The 16,679-nt window shown below is 39.6% G+C and carries 18 protein-coding genes; 8 read left to right on the forward strand and 10 right to left on the reverse strand.

Annotation, left to right across the window (positions count from 1 at the left end; genetic code table 11):
• Positions 1 to 84: 84 nt before the first annotated feature.
• Complete coding sequence (locus tag VB733_RS01860) at positions 85 to 531, forward strand: hypothetical protein (protein WP_323338405.1); 447 nt, start codon at positions 85 to 87, stop codon at positions 529 to 531.
• A 107-nt stretch (positions 532 to 638) separates the two neighbouring features.
• Here VB733_RS01860 and VB733_RS01865 read toward each other — a convergent pair whose 3' ends face one another.
• The 5 genes from VB733_RS01865 to petB form a co-directional block, all read right to left on the reverse strand.
• On the reverse strand, positions 639 to 1,010 hold the full coding sequence (locus VB733_RS01865) for a hypothetical protein (RefSeq protein ID WP_323338406.1): 372 nt from the start codon (positions 1,008 to 1,010) through the stop codon (positions 639 to 641).
• A gap of 303 nt (positions 1,011 to 1,313) precedes the next feature.
• Positions 1,314 to 2,513: a glycosyltransferase gene (locus VB733_RS01870; protein WP_323338407.1), complete on the reverse strand. Its 1,200-nt coding sequence runs from the start codon at positions 2,511 to 2,513 to the stop codon at positions 1,314 to 1,316.
• Between the two features lie 233 nt (positions 2,514 to 2,746).
• Positions 2,747 to 3,187, reverse strand: coding sequence for an anti-sigma regulatory factor (locus VB733_RS01875; protein WP_323338408.1), 441 nt, complete (start codon positions 3,185 to 3,187; stop codon positions 2,747 to 2,749).
• A 329-nt stretch (positions 3,188 to 3,516) separates the two neighbouring features.
• A complete protein-coding gene (petD, locus tag VB733_RS01880; RefSeq protein ID WP_323338409.1) occupies positions 3,517 to 3,999 on the reverse strand; it encodes a cytochrome b6-f complex subunit IV in 483 nt (160 codons plus the stop codon).
• Between the two features lie 302 nt (positions 4,000 to 4,301).
• The gene (petB, locus tag VB733_RS01885) at positions 4,302 to 4,949 is read right to left on the reverse strand and encodes a cytochrome b6 (protein WP_096614623.1); all 648 of its coding nucleotides are present in this window, start codon (positions 4,947 to 4,949) and stop codon (positions 4,302 to 4,304) included.
• A gap of 395 nt (positions 4,950 to 5,344) precedes the next feature.
• On the opposite strand from petB, the gene ctpA reads away from it, so the two are divergent.
• Entirely contained in the window at positions 5,345 to 6,583 is a 1,239-nt protein-coding gene (ctpA, locus tag VB733_RS01890; RefSeq protein ID WP_323338410.1) for a carboxyl-terminal processing protease CtpA, read from the forward strand.
• A 46-nt stretch (positions 6,584 to 6,629) separates the two neighbouring features.
• Here the strand turns inward: ctpA and VB733_RS01895 are convergent, their stop codons facing one another.
• Entirely contained in the window at positions 6,630 to 7,286 is a 657-nt protein-coding gene (locus VB733_RS01895) for an MBL fold metallo-hydrolase (protein ID WP_323338411.1), read from the reverse strand.
• A gap of 488 nt (positions 7,287 to 7,774) precedes the next feature.
• Here VB733_RS01895 and VB733_RS01900 point away from each other — a divergent pair, with 488 nt between their 5' ends.
• A complete protein-coding gene (locus VB733_RS01900; protein WP_323338412.1) occupies positions 7,775 to 9,265 on the forward strand; it encodes a site-2 protease family protein in 1,491 nt (496 codons plus the stop codon).
• A gap of 135 nt (positions 9,266 to 9,400) precedes the next feature.
• On the opposite strand, the gene cobA is transcribed toward VB733_RS01900, so the two are convergent.
• On the reverse strand, positions 9,401 to 10,180 hold the full coding sequence (gene cobA, locus VB733_RS01905; RefSeq protein WP_323338413.1) for a uroporphyrinogen-III C-methyltransferase: 780 nt from the start codon (positions 10,178 to 10,180) through the stop codon (positions 9,401 to 9,403).
• Between the two features lie 23 nt (positions 10,181 to 10,203).
• Complete coding sequence (locus VB733_RS01910) at positions 10,204 to 10,977, reverse strand: sirohydrochlorin chelatase (RefSeq protein ID WP_323338414.1); 774 nt, start codon at positions 10,975 to 10,977, stop codon at positions 10,204 to 10,206.
• 82 nt (positions 10,978 to 11,059) lie between these two features.
• Between VB733_RS01910 and VB733_RS01915 the strand changes: the two genes are divergently transcribed.
• Positions 11,060 to 11,605: an HD domain-containing protein gene (locus VB733_RS01915; protein WP_323338415.1), complete on the forward strand. Its 546-nt coding sequence runs from the start codon at positions 11,060 to 11,062 to the stop codon at positions 11,603 to 11,605.
• A gap of 75 nt (positions 11,606 to 11,680) precedes the next feature.
• Here the strand turns inward: VB733_RS01915 and VB733_RS01920 are convergent, their stop codons facing one another.
• Positions 11,681 to 12,601: an alpha/beta hydrolase gene (locus tag VB733_RS01920; RefSeq protein WP_323338416.1), complete on the reverse strand. Its 921-nt coding sequence runs from the start codon at positions 12,599 to 12,601 to the stop codon at positions 11,681 to 11,683.
• A 115-nt stretch (positions 12,602 to 12,716) separates the two neighbouring features.
• Between VB733_RS01920 and VB733_RS01925 the strand changes: the two genes are divergently transcribed.
• Together VB733_RS01925 and VB733_RS01930 are read left to right on the forward strand one after the other, a co-directional pair.
• A complete protein-coding gene (locus VB733_RS01925) occupies positions 12,717 to 13,298 on the forward strand; it encodes a hypothetical protein (protein WP_323338417.1) in 582 nt (193 codons plus the stop codon).
• A gap of 111 nt (positions 13,299 to 13,409) precedes the next feature.
• Positions 13,410 to 13,886 carry a molybdenum cofactor biosynthesis protein MoaE gene (locus VB733_RS01930; RefSeq protein WP_323338418.1) on the forward strand — a complete coding sequence of 159 codons (477 nt, stop codon included), beginning with the start codon at positions 13,410 to 13,412 and terminating at the stop codon, positions 13,884 to 13,886.
• Between the two features lie 110 nt (positions 13,887 to 13,996).
• Here the strand turns inward: VB733_RS01930 and VB733_RS01935 are convergent, their stop codons facing one another.
• On the reverse strand, positions 13,997 to 15,031 hold the full coding sequence (locus tag VB733_RS01935) for a site-specific DNA-methyltransferase (protein ID WP_323338419.1): 1,035 nt from the start codon (positions 15,029 to 15,031) through the stop codon (positions 13,997 to 13,999).
• A 218-nt stretch (positions 15,032 to 15,249) separates the two neighbouring features.
• Here VB733_RS01935 and VB733_RS01940 point away from each other — a divergent pair, with 218 nt between their 5' ends.
• On the forward strand, positions 15,250 to 15,891 hold the full coding sequence (locus VB733_RS01940) for a hypothetical protein (protein ID WP_323338420.1): 642 nt from the start codon (positions 15,250 to 15,252) through the stop codon (positions 15,889 to 15,891).
• 9 nt (positions 15,892 to 15,900) lie between these two features.
• Positions 15,901 to 16,584: a pentapeptide repeat-containing protein gene (locus tag VB733_RS01945; RefSeq protein ID WP_323338421.1), complete on the forward strand. Its 684-nt coding sequence runs from the start codon at positions 15,901 to 15,903 to the stop codon at positions 16,582 to 16,584.
• The last annotated feature ends 95 nt before the right edge of the window (positions 16,585 to 16,679 follow it).

Consider the following 16,679-nt stretch of genomic DNA (forward strand, 5'->3'; position numbering starts at 1 on the left):
ATTGTTTTCGTCTTAAAAACTAAGATAATTATCTCAACATCGCTGAAAATAGTCGGGAATTGCGGCATCTCGTGGAAAGTAAATATGAAAATTCACATCTTTTTAAAATCTCTGTTTGTTCCCACTGGCTTGGCGATGGGTATTCTTGTCTCCTCGGCTCATTTAGTCAATGCCCAACAAGTAAAAATTAGCCCAAATTTTCAGCCAGACCCAATTACCTTAACCGGAAAGTCTGGAGGCAGCAATAAAAGCAATTGTGGCAATATTCCATCTGCCCCAAGTCACGTGATTGAAGTCACCGAATCCTTACCATATTTACGAGTAGCAGTAGAAAATGTTGGAGGCTCTGGACAACCAACTTTACTGATAGATGGACCTGGGGGCAAATATTGTGTACTAGCCGATAATTACTCCGGAGGTAAGCCAGAAATGACGGGTTTTTGGAAGGCAGGGATTTACTCCCTATCCGTAGGCGAACTCTCTCAAGGACAGCATAACTATACCTTATCTATTTCCCAACAAAAGAAGTAATTGCTGAAGCAGGGGAAAAGGAGAAGATGCGGAAATAAAAATTTGCACAGCAAGCCCTACTTATAGTCTTCCTATCTCCTCATTTTCTGATCCGCCTTTTCCTTCCTCTACTCTTCCAAAACATTCGTCGGGATTTCGACAGCCTTGACATCGATAGTCCCTTCCGGTGCTACACGCTGAAAATGACCATCTTGTACCGATAGCACCTCACCACAATTCGGACATTGGAGTTCCCTGTTTTTGAAGCCTGGAAGTTCAAACCCGCACGCCGGACATTTATCTGTTACTAAATTTTGTTGCAACCACCAACGGAAACCAAAAAAGCCAATTATTGGCACTAAAAAGATTAATCCGACCAGAATCAACAACGAATTGACTAACCACCCCAAACCAAGTGACCCTAGTAACCAAACGACGACGAATAGAGTCAACCAAGGGCGAAGATTTGCTAACTGGAACTGAAAAGATTTAAGGCTCATTTTATCAATATCTACTTACTATGTCTTGCTCTCCTTTTTAGGATAGCGATTTTGGTAGTAAATTTTTTAGCGCACCTGAATTGAAGTATAAAATCTCCAAAATCTGGCAACACATAAAATTAGGACTTACACACGTGAAGCCAGAAACCCTGTTTCTTCGTCGATATCTGGTCGTCAAAACAACGATTTTGCATAGTAACCGGGTTTCTTTGCGTAAGCTCTCCATCTCCGCCTCCCTGCGTCACCATCTGTTACTTTTTTTTGGAGAATTGGTATTATTTGCAAATCTCTGACTGCAAACTCTTACTTTCTACCTCTCCGTGCTTGTGGAGGAGCTAAAAATTGTTCTTGTAATCTAGCTTGGAAAGCAGCAAAACCAAAATGGGAAATCACTTCTTCCCGTAGCCATTGCCCATTACAGCGTTGGTCATTACCGGTGAGTATTTCGATACATCCTTTGGCAACCGCCTCTATGTCGCGGTGAGGAACTCTCCAACCAAGACGACTATTTTGAAGCGGGTCAGCAGAACCATCATTATCACCTGCTAAAACAGGCACACCACAAGCCATTGCTTCTAAGTAGACAATCCCAAACCCCTCTTGTGAGGGCATAATGTAAGCATCTGCGAGACGATAATGTTCTACGAGTTCTTCGGTGGGCACAAATCCGGCAAAGACAACGCGATCGCTCACACCACAATTTTCTGCTAATTGCTGCAACCGAGGTAAATCATCACCCCTACCAATAACTAAATATCTCACATCGGGAAAAGCTTGGGCTATTTGGGGTAAAGCTTGAATGGTAATATCCACTCCTTTATAAATATCACCCGACCATAACCGCGCTACCGTCATCAAAACCTGTTGGGATTGATTCAACCCATAACGCTTTAACAACACTGCTGATTTTGCGCCAGGGGTGAAATAATTACCATTTACTGCACAGGGCAAAATATTAATTCTTTGGGGGTTAAGTTGATTAACCGTGCTGGCAATATCACGGGTATACCGACTCACTGCCCAAATACGATCAGCTTTTTGTAGACTATTTTTGGTTATATTTGGCAATGGTGCCCACACTTCCTTACCATGGGTCATGACTGTGTAGGGAATCCCCAAATTTTGGCAAAAGACCCCCACCAAAGGGGCAAGGTTAACATGTCCGCAATAAACATGCTGAGGGCGATTCTGCACCAAATATGCGAATAAAGCTGTTGCCATTCGCATTCGTCCGACTTGAGGAGAGCTAGTTTTAAAATAGTTAAATCTTAAGCGATCATCGGACTCAAAGGGATTTTGACAACTACGTGCATCCCGTAGGATAAATACTTCTGCATCACAATTGGTCGGCAACGCTAAATACGATTGAAAAACATCTTTGACATAGGACTGGATTCCACCCTCGCGTGAAAAAATTTCCAGAAAAACAAAAACGTCATTGGCTCGCTTGGTTGTTTTTGATACTAAATAACTTTTACCTCGGTTCGGACTTTTTTTAAGCATATTTTTTCTACATTACTGTCCATAAAGCGGATAAATACAACCCAATATCGAACTATTTATGATGAACAATAAAAATAAAACTATAATTACTGATAATTTATAATACAAATTATTTACGTAATATACTTACATAATAGCAAGCAAACATCGTGACGAGAATGTGATGATTACTGAAAGAATGAAATATTTTATACAAAATAAATAATATGCTGGTGGTGAAGAAAAATAAATATTTAATGACCTTGTAAACCATACTTAACAATCAACAGACAATTTCTGTCATCAACAGAGCGCTCGTAAACAACACGATCAGCTAAACGACGCAACAAAAACCAGCCGTATCCGCCGACTTGAAGAGTACCAGGTTCTGGTTCAGCGATCGCATCTGGATTAAATGGTTTACCACGATCCCAAATTCTGATTTCGAGGCGATCTTTCCACAAGAATAAGTCAATGTCGATAGTTGTTTCTGGTGGTAAGGCGTGATGAGCATGACGAACTGCGTTGGTAAAACCTTCTGCCAACGCTAAGTTAAGCTGATAAAGTTGGCTCTCTGACCAGCCTAATTGCGACAAGTATTTTAGACAAAATTGCTCAAACCATTGTTGCACTTGGTTTAGAAGCTTTAGCTCGCTCTTAACCGTTAGATGGTCTTGCTGCATTATGCTAAGCATTGACCTGGAACTTAAAAATAATAGGGGGAAGTGAAGCAATCACAGGTGCAAGTAGACTGAATGAATCAGCAGAAGAAAATATATTCTTATAACTTCTTAACAGGTCTGATGCAGTTGGATTTGAAACCAAGTTACCACATGTATTTTCATTTAACGCTACCGAAAAAGCACTTAATAATGAATTTTAACCCCAAAATTTAAAATCTACAGACCGAAAAAAATTAAAATTGATGCCTGTTGAATATTCAAGAACAATACAAAATAGCACTGACTCTTGAAACTCACAGGCATCAAATCACTCTATGGAGACTTTAATAAAAACAGTCCGATTAGAAAAGTCCCAAGGTCAAAGATTTATCGATTGGGAAAGTAGCACCAATACCCAACCATAGTGTCACCAAAGTCCCAAACAGAAATACTGCGGTTGCGACTGGACGACGGAAGGGATTTTGGAACTTATTGACGTTTTCGATGAAAGGAACCAGGATTAGTCCCAAGGGAACCGAAGCCATCAAGAACACGCCCAACAACTTGTTAGGGACTGTACGCAAGATTTGGAATACAGGATATAAATACCACTCAGGTAAAATTTCCAGTGGTGTTGCAAACGGATTTGCGGGTTCGCCATTCATCGCCGGGTCTAATACAGCCAGGGCGACGATACAAGCAAAGGAACCCATAATTACTACTGGGAAGATATACAGTAGGTCATTAGGCCATGCTGGTTCACCATAGTAGTTGTGACCCATGCCTTTGGCTAGTTTCTCTCTTAAACTGGGATCGGTTAGATCGGGTTTCTTTTGTGTTCCCATTTTTAAATATGCTCTCCGACTGAGGTGAAGTTAAAGCATTCGTGGTTAGAGCCATTTTGCTGATGGCTACTATTACTCTCTGAAAAGCTGTGATTTTTTGTAGATGGCGATCGCATCTTTTTTTTACAGCTTGTAGCTGAAGTTACAAGTATTAATTTGCTTTTTTATTACCTGTCACTTAATCTTCACGACGATAATCAAGGGACATGTTATTTAAGTTTAAAGCAAACTAATTCTCTTGTAACTGAAATATTTGTCAGCTTTGTGGGAATTTCGCCATAATTGCAGCGAAAACAAAAACATTACAACGGACCCGAAATACCTTGCTTGCGAATCATCAAGAAGTGGAGCAGCATGAATACAGCAATTAACCAAGGTAATACAAAGGTGTGGGCACTGTAGTAACGGGTGAGAGTTGCTTGTCCAACACTGGAACCACCACGAAGTAGGTCAGCCATTAAGACACCGACTACAGGAATAGCTTCAGGTACACCACTGACGATTTTCACAGCCCAGTAGCCAACTTGATCCCAAGGTAGGGAGTAGCCAGTCACACCAAAAGATACAGTGATTACAGCGAGAACAACGCCACTAACCCAAGTTAATTCGCGAGGCTTTTTGAAACCACCAGTGAGGTACACGCGGAAAACGTGCAAAATCATCATCAACACCATCATGCTGGCAGACCAACGGTGGATAGAACGAATTAGCCAACCGAAGTTAACTTCGTTCATAATGTATTGCACAGAAGAATAAGCTTCTGTAACAGTTGGCTTGTAGTAGAAGGTCATCGCAAATCCAGTTGCAAACTGAATGAGGAAGCATGTCAGAGTAATTCCACCCAGACAATAAAAAATGTTGACGTGAGGAGGTACATATTTGCTGGTGACATCATCAGCCAGAGCTTGAATCTCCAAGCGCTCCTCGAACCAGTCGTAAACGTTAGCCATACAATCTCGCTTTTCCTAAAAATCGATTGCGGTTGATAGATATCCCAATGACCGCTATTTCGGGCGTGATTTTGGGATTTTAACTTATAGAGGTTCGCTTGTTAGCGATGAAGCAGTATTAGTGCTAAGAGTTTTTAAGAATCTTAACACTCTGCAAAAGTGGTATGTATTGCGTTTTCTTTGCACCCAATCTTGAGGGATGATAGACACAAAGTAGATTCTAGCGTTTATGAGAAGGGATGTACAAAGTATCCGTTGGTTGCCCGTAAGATGAGAAAATGCATCACTTCTATAAAAAAAGTAACATAATCAAGAGATAGATTTCATCCAACGGCAGGTTAACTGCGTTGTCACTTGTGAATTTGGGTTGAAAGTGAAATTGGGTTCGGAGCTTCATGCAGAAAAAATTTTTTCGGGTTGTATTCGCACTGGTATTGGCTTTTTGGTTCGGTTTTGCTGGTTTTTGCCAAAGTGCGATCGCGTTGACAGATGAGCAAAAATTAGTTTCAGAGGTTTGGCGAATTGTCAATCGTGCCTATCTTGATGAAACATTTAATCATCAGAACTGGGCTGCTGTAAGACAACAGATTTTACAAAAACCGATTAGCGACCAGCAAGCAGCATATACAGCAATTCAAAAAATGCTCAAAAGCTTGGATGACCCTTTTACCCGTTTTTTAGACCCAGAGCAGTATCGTAGTCTACAGGTGAATACTTCTGGGGAATTAACTGGGGTTGGCTTGCAAATTGCCTTGAATGGGGAAAGTGGAAAATTAGAAGTTGTTGCTCCCATCGCGGGTTCTCCGGCAGATAAGGCGGGAATTCAACCACGCGATCGCATTATTCAAATTGAGGGTACATTAACTGAGAAATTGACTCTGGATGAAGCCGCAGCGAAAATGCGTGGTCCGATAGGTAGTATTGTCACACTTGTAGTTGAACGGGATGGGGAAACAACTCCTCGACAATTCCAATTGAAACGCGATCGCATTGAACTTAATCCCGTCATCGCCGAACTGCGTCCTGCTACTCAAGGAAAATCGGTTGGCTATTTGCGTCTGACTCAGTTTAACGCGAATGCGCCTCTGGAATTGGCACGAGCGATCGCGAATCTAGAAAAAAAAGGTGCAAATGCCTACATTCTGGATTTGCGGAATAATCCTGGTGGTTTATTACAAGCGGGGATTGAAATTGCCCGTCTCTGGCTTGATTCTGGTACTATTGTTTACACTGTTAATCGTCAAGGCATTCAAGGTAGTTTTGAAGCTCTTGGTTCAGCTCTTACCAATGACCCATTAGTAATTTTAGTTAATAAGGGTACAGCCAGTGCCAGCGAAATACTCGCAGGTGCTTTACAAGACAATGGTCGGGCAAATTTAGTTGGTGAAACAACATTTGGTAAAGGCTTAATTCAGTCACTTTTTGAACTTTCCGACGGTTCCGGTTTGGCTGTAACTATCGCTAAATATGAGACACCACACCACCGTGATATCAACAAGCTCGGTATTCAGCCAGATCGAACAATACCATCAAAACAAATCACTCGTGACCAAGTTGCTACCGAAGCGGACGCGCAGTATCAGGCGGCACTTGAATTGTTAGAGAAGCAAGCGGTTGTTGTTGGTAGTGTCTGAAGCACCGGAAAAATCCCCATCACTAATAAACTAAATTGATGCCTACTCAGCCCTGAAAATTTTTGAGGTCTAAATAAGCATTATCAATCAAGCGCTGTCCTCGGAGAAAACCAGTATTGGCTCCAGGACAGATGTATGAAAGTGTTGTGGGTGAAAATTTTTCGAGGATTAAATTGAGGCTTTTGAGTTGACGAAGCCAGTGAAAGGTTTTGGCAGTTCGGATGGGCATAGCCTCACCTTGGAGATTAGGGAGTATATGTCTGCCGGTGAACAATACACCGCCAAAATCGTTATAGTAGAGGCAAGAAGAGCCAGGAGAATGCCCTGGTGTCCAGATCAACTGGGCGATCGCATTTAATTTTAATTCGTGACTAAAAGTAGTTACAGTTAGTCCAGGTAATAAATAAGCCTCGTGTTCCTGAATCACAACTTCACAATTGAAAGCTTGTTGAAGTTCGGGGGTTTTGCCAATAGCGCCACGATGGGTGATAAATAACCAGCGAACACCGCCATGCAATCTGATAAAATCCTGGTTTATATTGTCCCCAGCCGGACAATCGATCAGGATATTGCCTTCATTTCCGACAATGAAATAAGCAGTTCCTCCCAGTGTGTCCCGATTTGGTGGAAAGGCAAAAATGCGATCGAGTACAACCCGTGGCTGCTTATTTGTGGGAGTTGGCGGTTGATTTAGAGGGCACATGGGAAAAGTAGATATTGAGGAGTTGTGAATTAGCGAGAAAGAACAGGAAAAATAATTTACTTTTTAGTGAAAAAGAAGAGGAAAAAGGCGTAAAAATAGAAACTTATAGACTAATATGTTTTCCTTTTGACTTCACTTTACTTGCTTCTGTGCAGTAATCCATTATTGGTATGGTAAACATCTTAAAGTTTTAAAAATCAAGTTTTAAAACCTGAGAACAAAGCTGAAGGTGTAAGCTGAAATTTTCAGCTTGAGAATTTAATAGATAGCCAATTTTGGCGAGAAAATGGGAAAAATAAGCCTGAGTATACATCACAGTTTATATCCACTATCCCAAATTTAGGTATTAAAACAATTTTGTCAAATCAGATTCTTAGCAGTCATCAATTGATTTTCGCAAAAACTTAATTTTACTTAAGCATTTTGCCATCTAAAATCTAAAATCCGCAATCAGATAAAACGTTTGTTTCAAAATACACGCAGATAACATGGAATTTTGGTTTCTCCTGTTACTAGGAATTATTACTTACTTGATGGTGCAGCGCAGCGTCGCTCAAATCACGAAAACCCCAGTTTGGTTATTGTGGCTTGTGTTGATGACTCCAGCCTTGTTGTGGACAGCATGGACAGCTATCAATGGTCAAAATGTACGCCCTCCACAGGCTTTAATGATTGGACCCTTGATTATTTGTCCAATTGTATACTGGATATTATTTCAGAAGGGGCGACGAACGGAGTTAACTGGAAAGCAGACTGAAGTAGCTACACCAGAATCCGCAGCAGTTAATCATCCAGTTACGGAAGCAGTTCCAGTACGTCCGATTGAAGCATCGGAAGAAACTCAACTGCGAAACTGTTTTCCTTGGTCAGTATACTACCTACAAAATATTGACTATCGACCGCAGGCTATTATTTGCCGGGGACAGTTACGTGCTGAGGCAACGGCAGCTTACGAAACAATTAAAGAGAATGTAGAAACACAATTTGGCGATCGCTTTTTGGTTATGTTCCAAGAGGGCTTAAATGGAAAACCTTTCTTTGTCCTTGTACCGAATACAGAACTGGCTAAATATCAGTATCGCAGTTCCGAAAAATTAACACGACCAGGATTAGCACTTTTGCTACTATTAGCAACACTACTAACGACAACCCTCATAGGGGCTTTAGAAGTTGCCGGGATTCAGCCGAAGCAATTGCAAGCAGAACCAGGGCTTTTCTGGCAAGGATTGCCCTACGCATTCGCATTTATGACTATTTTGGGCTTACATGAACTCGGTCATTATTTCACAGCCAGACGCAATAAAGTTCGCGTGACCCTACCCTATTTTATTCCCATGCCTTTCTTCCTAGGAACATTTGGCGCTTTTATTCAAATGCGAAGTCCCTTACCCAATCGTAAAGCATTATTCGATATTAGTATTGCTGGACCGATTGCCGGGTTAATTGCGACTTTACCTTTACTATTTTGGGGACTGACGCAATCAACAGTAGTTCCTCTGCCTGAACAATCCGGGTTATTAAATTCCCAGTCAATTACAGTTCTCAATCCCAAATATTCGATTTTACTCGCCTTAATCGCAAAGTTAGTTTTGGGTAGTCAGTTAACTATAAAATCTGCGATCGATTTACATCCTGTTGCTTTTGCTGGCTTACTGGGATTGGTGGTGACGGCATTAAATTTGATACCTGTGGGACAATTAGATGGTGGTCGAATTATTCATGCAATGTTTGGTCAGAGGAATGCAATTGTTATTGGTCAAATAGCACGTTTATTGTTGCTATTACTCTGCTTAGTACAGCCTGGTTTCTTCCTCTGGGCAATAATTTTGTTGTTTATTCCCTTAGTCAGTGAACCGGCATTAAACGATATTACAGAACTGGATAATAAGCGCGATATTTTGGGTATTGTGACAATGGCTGTATTGGTTTTAATTGTGTTGCCATTACCAAATGTTTTTGCCAGGTTCTTGGGAATGTAAATATGGCGAAGTAATCATGGCTAGTTAAACATCTAAGTCTGAATTTTCAGAGAAATGGAGACACCAGCTAAATTATTTTGGAGTGCCTGAAAATTATTAATGGCTCCATAACTCCACAATGTTAATCAACATTTGTTAATGACATTGCAATCCCGATAAAATCCCATGCATTTTCACTACTGACCCAATAATCACGATCGCAGGGGCACGAAATCCGACTGTTTCGACTTTTTCGACTATTGTCGCCAATTCTCCAATCAATTCTTCTTGTTCGGGTCTTGTACCCCATCTTACCAAGGCGATGGGAGTTTCTGGACTCAAACCTGCCTGGGTTAATTCATCGACTATATAAGCCAAATTGTGAACTCCCATGTAAATCACAATTGTTTCTGAACCTTGGGCAACTGCTTGCCAATTGACTGCGGGACGGTATTTGCCTGCGGCTTCATGTCCAGTCACAAAAGTGACGGAGGAGCTATATAACCGATGAGTGAGGGGAATCCCAGCATAGGCAGGAGCAGCAATACCTGATGTAATTCCCGGCACAACCTCTACTGCCACACCAACTTGCATGAGTTCCTCCATTTCTTCGCCGCCACGCCCAAAAATAAAGGGGTCGCCGCCTTTTAACCTGACAACGACAGCATGTTTTTGTGCTTTTTGTATCAGTAATTCTGTTGTTTCTTCCTGTAGCAAAGAATGCTGACCTTTACGTTTTCCGGCATTAATTTTTTCAGCGAGGGGATTAATCATTGCCAAAATTGCTTCGCTCACCAAAGCATCGTAAATGACAACATCTGCACATTCAAGCAATCCTTTCGCCTTAACTGTAATTAAACCAGGATCACCTGGTCCCGCACCAACAAGATACACTTTGCCAATAAACTGTTGCTGTTCATCCCCAGTGCGGCTCATTTTCGTCTTAATTCCCAACTTACTTATAGTAATTCCCAAATTAAATCAGCAAATTTTGCAGACATTCCTAAAGGCTCAGTCAAATTTAAACTTACCCCAGGAAATTGTAATTGTAGCTTTTTTACAGTAGTTGCGATCGCATCGGGAATACCACCTGGGAAGAGAAAATATGGTGCAATTGTAATTCGTTGATTTCCAGTGGCGACTAATTCCCTGACTTGCGATTCTAAATTTGGGGAAACAGCCCAGTATGCTGGAGTGACATCTAAGTTTAATGCTTGTAAATTGGAAATGAGTTTTTCTATCGGTTTTTGAAAACCCGGACGACGGCTACCATGGGCGATTAAAATATATTTTTCTGCGGGCATTGTCATGAGTTGTGTTGCAATTAATTTTCCTAAATTTGCATGACTTCCCAAGTAAGGGAGTAGTTCGATGATGATATTTTCTCCTAATATTTGCTTGGCTAATTCTTGCTTTGCTAATGCAATTTCTGCGGGAATATCTTCCATAACGTGCGTTCCGAGAAGTAGAAATAAAGGGAGAATCTTCAGTTGTAGGGGTTGTTGTGGGGATGATACAATTTGTTTAGCAAAATCACAAATTTGCCGGTGTAAAGGTTGCAGTTGCAATTCTAGATATGCCGTACCAATCTGATTCTTAATTATGCTATTTTCTAACTGCGATCGCTGGCGAACATGTAATAAATCAGATAATTTTCGCGCCAGTTGTTGCATGGCAATATTTGGACGTGGATCGCGACTTCCGTGAGATATTAAAAGATAGGCAGAGGACATTGGTAAAGATAGTAAATGTGAGTGTATTTTATCAAAAATACAAGTGATAATTAGTATTTAAGACTAAATTGGAACAGAAATAATGAACTTAAACTGGTCACAAGAAAAGTATATCAAGGCATACAAATTTGCTGCGATCGCACATCAAGGACAAACTATACCAGGTTCTGAAATACCTTACATTATGCACTTAAGTTTTGTGACGATGGAAGTGATTGCGGCATTAAGTATAGAACAAAATTTCGATGGTGATTTAGCCATTCAAGCAGCTATTTTACATGATACAATTGAAGATACAAATACAAGTTTTGCACAAATCAGCGATGAGTTTGGAGAAGTTGTTGCTCAAGGTGTACTTGCTTTAACTAAAGATAATTCTCTGGAAAAATCTCTACAAATGCAAGATAGTTTGCAACGCATTCAGGAACAAGCAAAGGAAATATGGATGGTCAAATTAGCAGATAGAATTAGTAATTTGCAGGTACCACCGTATTATTGGACAAAAGAAAAAATTAACAAATATCGCGACGAAGGAATTTTAATTTATGAGACATTAAAAGATGCAAGTAATTTCCTAGCATCACGCCTAAATCACAAAATAGAAGTCTATCAAAAATTTTTGCAGTGAAATCCTAAGAATTTTTATCCTAGCAATTCACAAAAATAACATCATAATTAGTAATGACATTTACGGCAATTATCATCAAGTAAAATTAGTTGTAGGTTTTCTGCAATCTAAATCCTGTATTAATAAGCCTATGAATACAGAGGGTGACTCCAGATGTGGCAAAATTCCTGTGTCAGGTATGTTGGTAAAATTTTGAATAGCATTAGGATTTAGTTTTGCTAATCTTTTGCCTAATTGAATGTCAGTAAATTGAGCCTTTTCACCCCAATATATAATAGTTGGAATTGTTAATTGTTTAATATATAAACTCAAGTCAAAATAAAGGTTTCCCCGTAGAAATGCTAAAGCCGAAAATTTGGCATTTGGTTGTTGTGCGGATTTGAGATAAGCCTGCACCATTTCTTGAGTAACTCGTTCGGGTTTTGCAAACAAAAAACGCTGCAAAAAATTACTGACAGCTAATTCATTTTCTGCACCAAGTGTATAAATAATCTGATCTAAAAGTGGTGTATTAATCACTTCCAGGGGTAATCTTCTACCCGCACCCTCACCAAAATCATTAAAACCTGAAGGAGATACTAAAAATAGTTGTTTGCATAAATGTGGTTGATTAGTCGCTAGACGAATCATAAATGCTGCGGTTAAGGAAGATGCAACTATAGTCACGGGAGGAATGCAGGTTTGATGAATAAATTCACTAATTACTGTTAAATAATCATTAATTTGATAATCTCGCATAGGATGTGCTGAATCTCCCCAACCAATTAAATCGGGTGCTAAAATAAGGTGTGTTGTGGCAAATGCAGGATAAACTTTTGACCATTCATAGGCTGATGCTCCACCACCAAAATTATGAAGAAAAATTAATGGTGGTAAATTCGACTTTTCTAGTTGAGATATCAACCAAGGCGTGCTGGTTTGAGTATAGTAAACCATTTTTCCTAGTGATGTTTGTACTGCCTTTTGACCAAATCCAGGCGGTTGAAACTGAAGCATAATAATTATCAAATCATCTAAAGTATGCCTTGTATTATATTACAATTAGATGTAGTCTTATTCTGCTCAACTGTAGTTTAGGTAAGGCAAATGAATATTATCTGATTTTAATTTTATGATTGAACTGACAGAATTAGTAAATGCATATCGAGAAAATGCCCAAAATAAACCCGATAAAAATCAAGTTGTCGATGCACTCATTCAATCAGAAAAAATAGCTAAAAAGCAACGATTAACATATTCATTTACATCACTTTTAGGAAAATGGCAGTTGTGTTTTGCTACAGGCACTCGCAAAGCGCAGAAGCGTGGTGGAATTATTTTAGGGAAAGGTTTTTATCTCCCAAAATTAATTCCAGCATCAATTTCTTTTACTGCTTCAGATGCTTCTAGTAATAAAGGAGAAATTACCAATCAAATTCAAGTGGGTTTCTTGTTGCTCAAATTATCTGGCTTATGTCGATATTTAGAGAAGAAAAATATTTTATGTTTTGATTTTCATCATATAACAATTAGCTTATTTAATCGGATTGTATATGATGGGAATATTCGCGGTAGCAAAACTCAAGCAAGTAATTTTTATGATACATCAATTTCAAAATTACCATTCTTTGCCTTCTTTTTAGTCACTGAGGATTTTATTGCTGCTAGAGGTAGAGGTGGAGGTTTAGCTATTTGGGTAAAAGAGAGAGACTGAAAGATTAAGATTCAATAGTATTTACTAAATTGCAAAAAATCGATTTAACTGTCAATATTATTCTAAATAATTCCCACAAATTTATAGCTAACAAACATTAACTCAGGTATTATGTCTACCTTAATTACCGTCGTAAAACCTCACATTAAAGATTGTTTTGCAATTAATTTTGCACCATTATCTTTGACAGATATTTATTCCAAAGCTGATGATCCGAGTAATGGTGCAATTATCATTATGAGCGGTACAGTTCGCAACCAAACAGGAGGAAAAGGGGTAATTTGTTTAGAATATCAAGCTTATGAACCAATGGCTTTACAAGTTTTTTACCAAATAGCTGCTGATATTCGACAAAAATGGTCGGATGTTAACCGTGTGGTTATTTATCACCGAATTGGGCGCTTAGAAATTGGTGAAATCAGTGTTTTAGTTGCTGTTGGCTGTCCCCATCGTTCAGAAGCATTTGCGGCTTGTCAATATGCGATAGACACACTTAAACATCAAGCGCCAATATGGAAAAAAGAGCATTGGCAAGACGGTTCTAGCACTTGGGTTTCGATTGGTGCTTGTGAGAATGATTGTGAATAGTAAAATTTAATCTTCCATTTTGCCACAAATGATTTTTTGCGGAGATGTTTATTTTGTATTTAAGTTCACAAACATTGATTTTTTACAGAATTTTCTGATGTTATTTCGTGTCAATCAACCTTCTGTTCAACAATTAAAATCGCATTTACTTCAAATCTCAATTTTGAACTTCTAATGTAGTCTTCATCAATCTCAAAAGCTAACCAGCGTCTTTGTAATGTTTCTGCAACCCTACCTGTCATATTAGAACCAGCAAAAGGTTCTAAAACAATATCCCCAGGTTCTGTACAAAGATTGATAACAAACTCTGGTAAGGCTTGAGGAAATCTTGCTGGGTGTGGCTTTAAACCTTCTTCTTTGCAACGTCGTTGGTAATAATCATTTGAGGAAGTATTTGAGGCAGAAATTACATTTACAGGCTGTACTACATCTTCAAATAAAATTTCTTGTATGCAAGTTGGTTGCCCTATTTCTTCTTTGTCCATATCGCAACGTCCATCAATAATATTTGGGGGAATAGCCCCTCCTCTATCCTTACCAAATTTATCGGAAATATCATGACCTGATGGTCTGACTTTGGGTTTGTAACCATTTTTGAGCAGATTTTTCATTGCCTTGCTATAAGGCTTTAAAACTCTTCTGTTGTTAGCTTTGGGATGCGGTTCTTTTGATAACCACCAAACTGTATTTACCGAATCTTTAACTCTTTCCCTGCGAACTGTCACCCATTCAGCCGGTGTGGGAAGTTTCGCGGGATTATACCAATACAATTCCTGTGCCAGATAAAATCCCAGTCCGCCTTTTTCTTTTGCTTTGCATAGAGCAACAACTAATTCAAAATGGTAAAGAGACCGAACTGGCATTCCTTTAATCCAACTGCCACCAATATCAATAACTAGTGAGCCTGTCGGTTTCAGAACACGATAAAACTGTACCGCATAATCTTTAAACCACTCAACATATTCGTCAGCATCGACGTTTCCATACTCTTTTTTACGAACCAGTGCAAATGGTGGAGATGTGCAAATCAAATCGATACTTTCATCGGGAATACCTGCCATTAATTCCAGACTATTTCCCAAATAAGCAGCACCTAATGTTGTTTCATAGTAAGGGTGACAATTAAGGCTTATATCAAATTTCATGGTACAAATAAACTACTAACGAAGACAGCATTATCCATAAAAGCATAAGTTTTTTAGCGATTGGCTCCTTTTTGTGATCAATTTACTGGCGAAATTGATCCAGTCATAGGATTGAGGTATTGCCTTCTAGTAATAATTTGATCGTCAAATGCGGTATTTTCCCTTTAGTCAAGGCTTATGGTAGGTTAAGTTTACATGTATTGACCGGAGAATAAATCTTGGGAGTTGAATTACGCAGTTTCGTTTTTCTGGACAGCTTACAGCCTCAACATGCAGCTTATATCGGAACAGTCGCCCAAGGTTTCTTGCCATTACCGGGGGATACTTCGCTGTGGATCGAAATTTCTCCGGGTATTGAAATTAATCGTATTACTGATGTAGCGCTGAAATCGGCTTCTGTACGTCCTGGGGTGCAGGTTGTCGAACGTTTGTATGGATTGCTGGAAGTGCATTCTGGTTCTCAAGGAGAAACGCGGGCTGCTGGACAAGCAATTTTGGCTTTTTTGGGTGTCAGAAAAGAGGAATGTCTCAAACCACGTGTGGTTTCTAGCCAAATTATCCGCAATATCGACGCTTACCAAACACAATTAATCAATCGCACTCGTCGGGGGCAATTACTCTTAGCAGGGGAAACACTGTACGTGTTAGAAGTTGAACCTGCTGCTTATGCGGCACTAGCGGCAAATGAAGCTGAGAAAGCTGCTGCCATTAATATTTTGGAAGTACAAGCCGTGGGTAGTTTTGGCAGATTGTACTTAGGGGGACAAGAACGCGATATTCTAGCAGGTGCTGCTGGTGCGAGGGCTGCAATTGAAAATGTTGCTGGTAGGGCAAATCCTTTAAGTGGTCGTCAGGAGTAAAAAAAGACAATGGCTAATTACGAGCATCTAGCTATTTTACGGGCTGGTGCGATCGCATGGATTGAGTGGAGGCGAAAAAATTCCCAAGTTGAGCCAGATTTGAGTTTGGCTAATTTGAGAACTGCGAATTTAAAGCAAGCTGATTTGAGTGCTGCTAATTTAATTGGTTGTGATTTGAGTAATGCTAATCTCGAAGATGCTTTGATGCATGGGGCAAATTTAATTGGTACTAATCTCAGTGCAGCTAATTTGAGAAAAGCTGATTTGGGAGGGGCAAAACTTCACCGAGCTAATCTTTGTTTTGCTAATCTAGTCTCGGCTAATTTGATTAGTTGCGATTTGAGTGGAGCAAATTTACACGAAGCAGAATTAATTGCTGCTTATCTTTATCAAGCAGATTTACATAAAGCTAATTTAACGCAAGCTCATTTAATTCATGCTTATTTATTGCGGGTAAATCTCAGCGAAGCTTACTTAAATAAGGCGGATTTACGATGGACAAATCTGAGTGGTGCAAATTTGGCTGGCGCTAGTTTGATTGAAGCGAGATTATCGGCTGCAAACCTTCGAGGTGCAAATTTAGCTGGCGCTAACTTTCGAGGTGTCAAAGATATATGCTTACAACAAGTTCAAGTAGCTGAAAATTGGGAATTTGCAGAATATGATGATGATTTTCATCTCAGCAGAATCTAGAAGTTAAAATGCAACATTTTTCCGGGTAATGAGGAAAACCTTCAATTCTTTAAATATTGATAAATATTGATCAGATGAGAGCTTATACCAATTCA

Source organism: Calothrix sp. UHCC 0171 (assembly GCF_034931845.1).
GTDB lineage: Bacteria > Cyanobacteriota > Cyanobacteriia > Cyanobacteriales > Nostocaceae > Brunnivagina.

Coding starts and splice junctions, on each gene's coding strand:
- VB733_RS01935 (WP_323338419.1), bottom strand. CDS start 15,031: ATGAAATTTGATATAAGCCTTAATTGTCACCCTTACTATGAAACAACA.
- VB733_RS01925 (WP_323338417.1), top strand. CDS start 12,717: ATGATTGAACTGACAGAATTAGTAAATGCATATCGAGAAAATGCCCAA.
- VB733_RS01920 (WP_323338416.1), bottom strand. CDS start 12,601: ATGCTTCAGTTTCAACCGCCTGGATTTGGTCAAAAGGCAGTACAAACA.
- VB733_RS01945 (WP_323338421.1), top strand. CDS start 15,901: ATGGCTAATTACGAGCATCTAGCTATTTTACGGGCTGGTGCGATCGCA.
- VB733_RS01860 (WP_323338405.1), top strand. CDS start 85: ATGAAAATTCACATCTTTTTAAAATCTCTGTTTGTTCCCACTGGCTTG.
- VB733_RS01910 (WP_323338414.1), bottom strand. CDS start 10,977: ATGTCCTCTGCCTATCTTTTAATATCTCACGGAAGTCGCGATCCACGT.
- VB733_RS01895 (WP_323338411.1), bottom strand. CDS start 7,286: ATGTGCCCTCTAAATCAACCGCCAACTCCCACAAATAAGCAGCCACGG.
- VB733_RS01865 (WP_323338406.1), bottom strand. CDS start 1,010: ATGAGCCTTAAATCTTTTCAGTTCCAGTTAGCAAATCTTCGCCCTTGG.
- VB733_RS01930 (WP_323338418.1), top strand. CDS start 13,410: ATGTCTACCTTAATTACCGTCGTAAAACCTCACATTAAAGATTGTTTT.
- VB733_RS01875 (WP_323338408.1), bottom strand. CDS start 3,187: ATGCTTAGCATAATGCAGCAAGACCATCTAACGGTTAAGAGCGAGCTA.
- ctpA (WP_323338410.1), top strand. CDS start 5,345: ATGCAGAAAAAATTTTTTCGGGTTGTATTCGCACTGGTATTGGCTTTT.
- petB (WP_096614623.1), bottom strand. CDS start 4,949: ATGGCTAACGTTTACGACTGGTTCGAGGAGCGCTTGGAGATTCAAGCT.
- VB733_RS01900 (WP_323338412.1), top strand. CDS start 7,775: ATGGAATTTTGGTTTCTCCTGTTACTAGGAATTATTACTTACTTGATG.
- petD (WP_323338409.1), bottom strand. CDS start 3,999: ATGGGAACACAAAAGAAACCCGATCTAACCGATCCCAGTTTAAGAGAG.
- cobA (WP_323338413.1), bottom strand. CDS start 10,180: ATGAGCCGCACTGGGGATGAACAGCAACAGTTTATTGGCAAAGTGTAT.
- VB733_RS01870 (WP_323338407.1), bottom strand. CDS start 2,513: ATGCTTAAAAAAAGTCCGAACCGAGGTAAAAGTTATTTAGTATCAAAA.
- VB733_RS01915 (WP_323338415.1), top strand. CDS start 11,060: ATGAACTTAAACTGGTCACAAGAAAAGTATATCAAGGCATACAAATTT.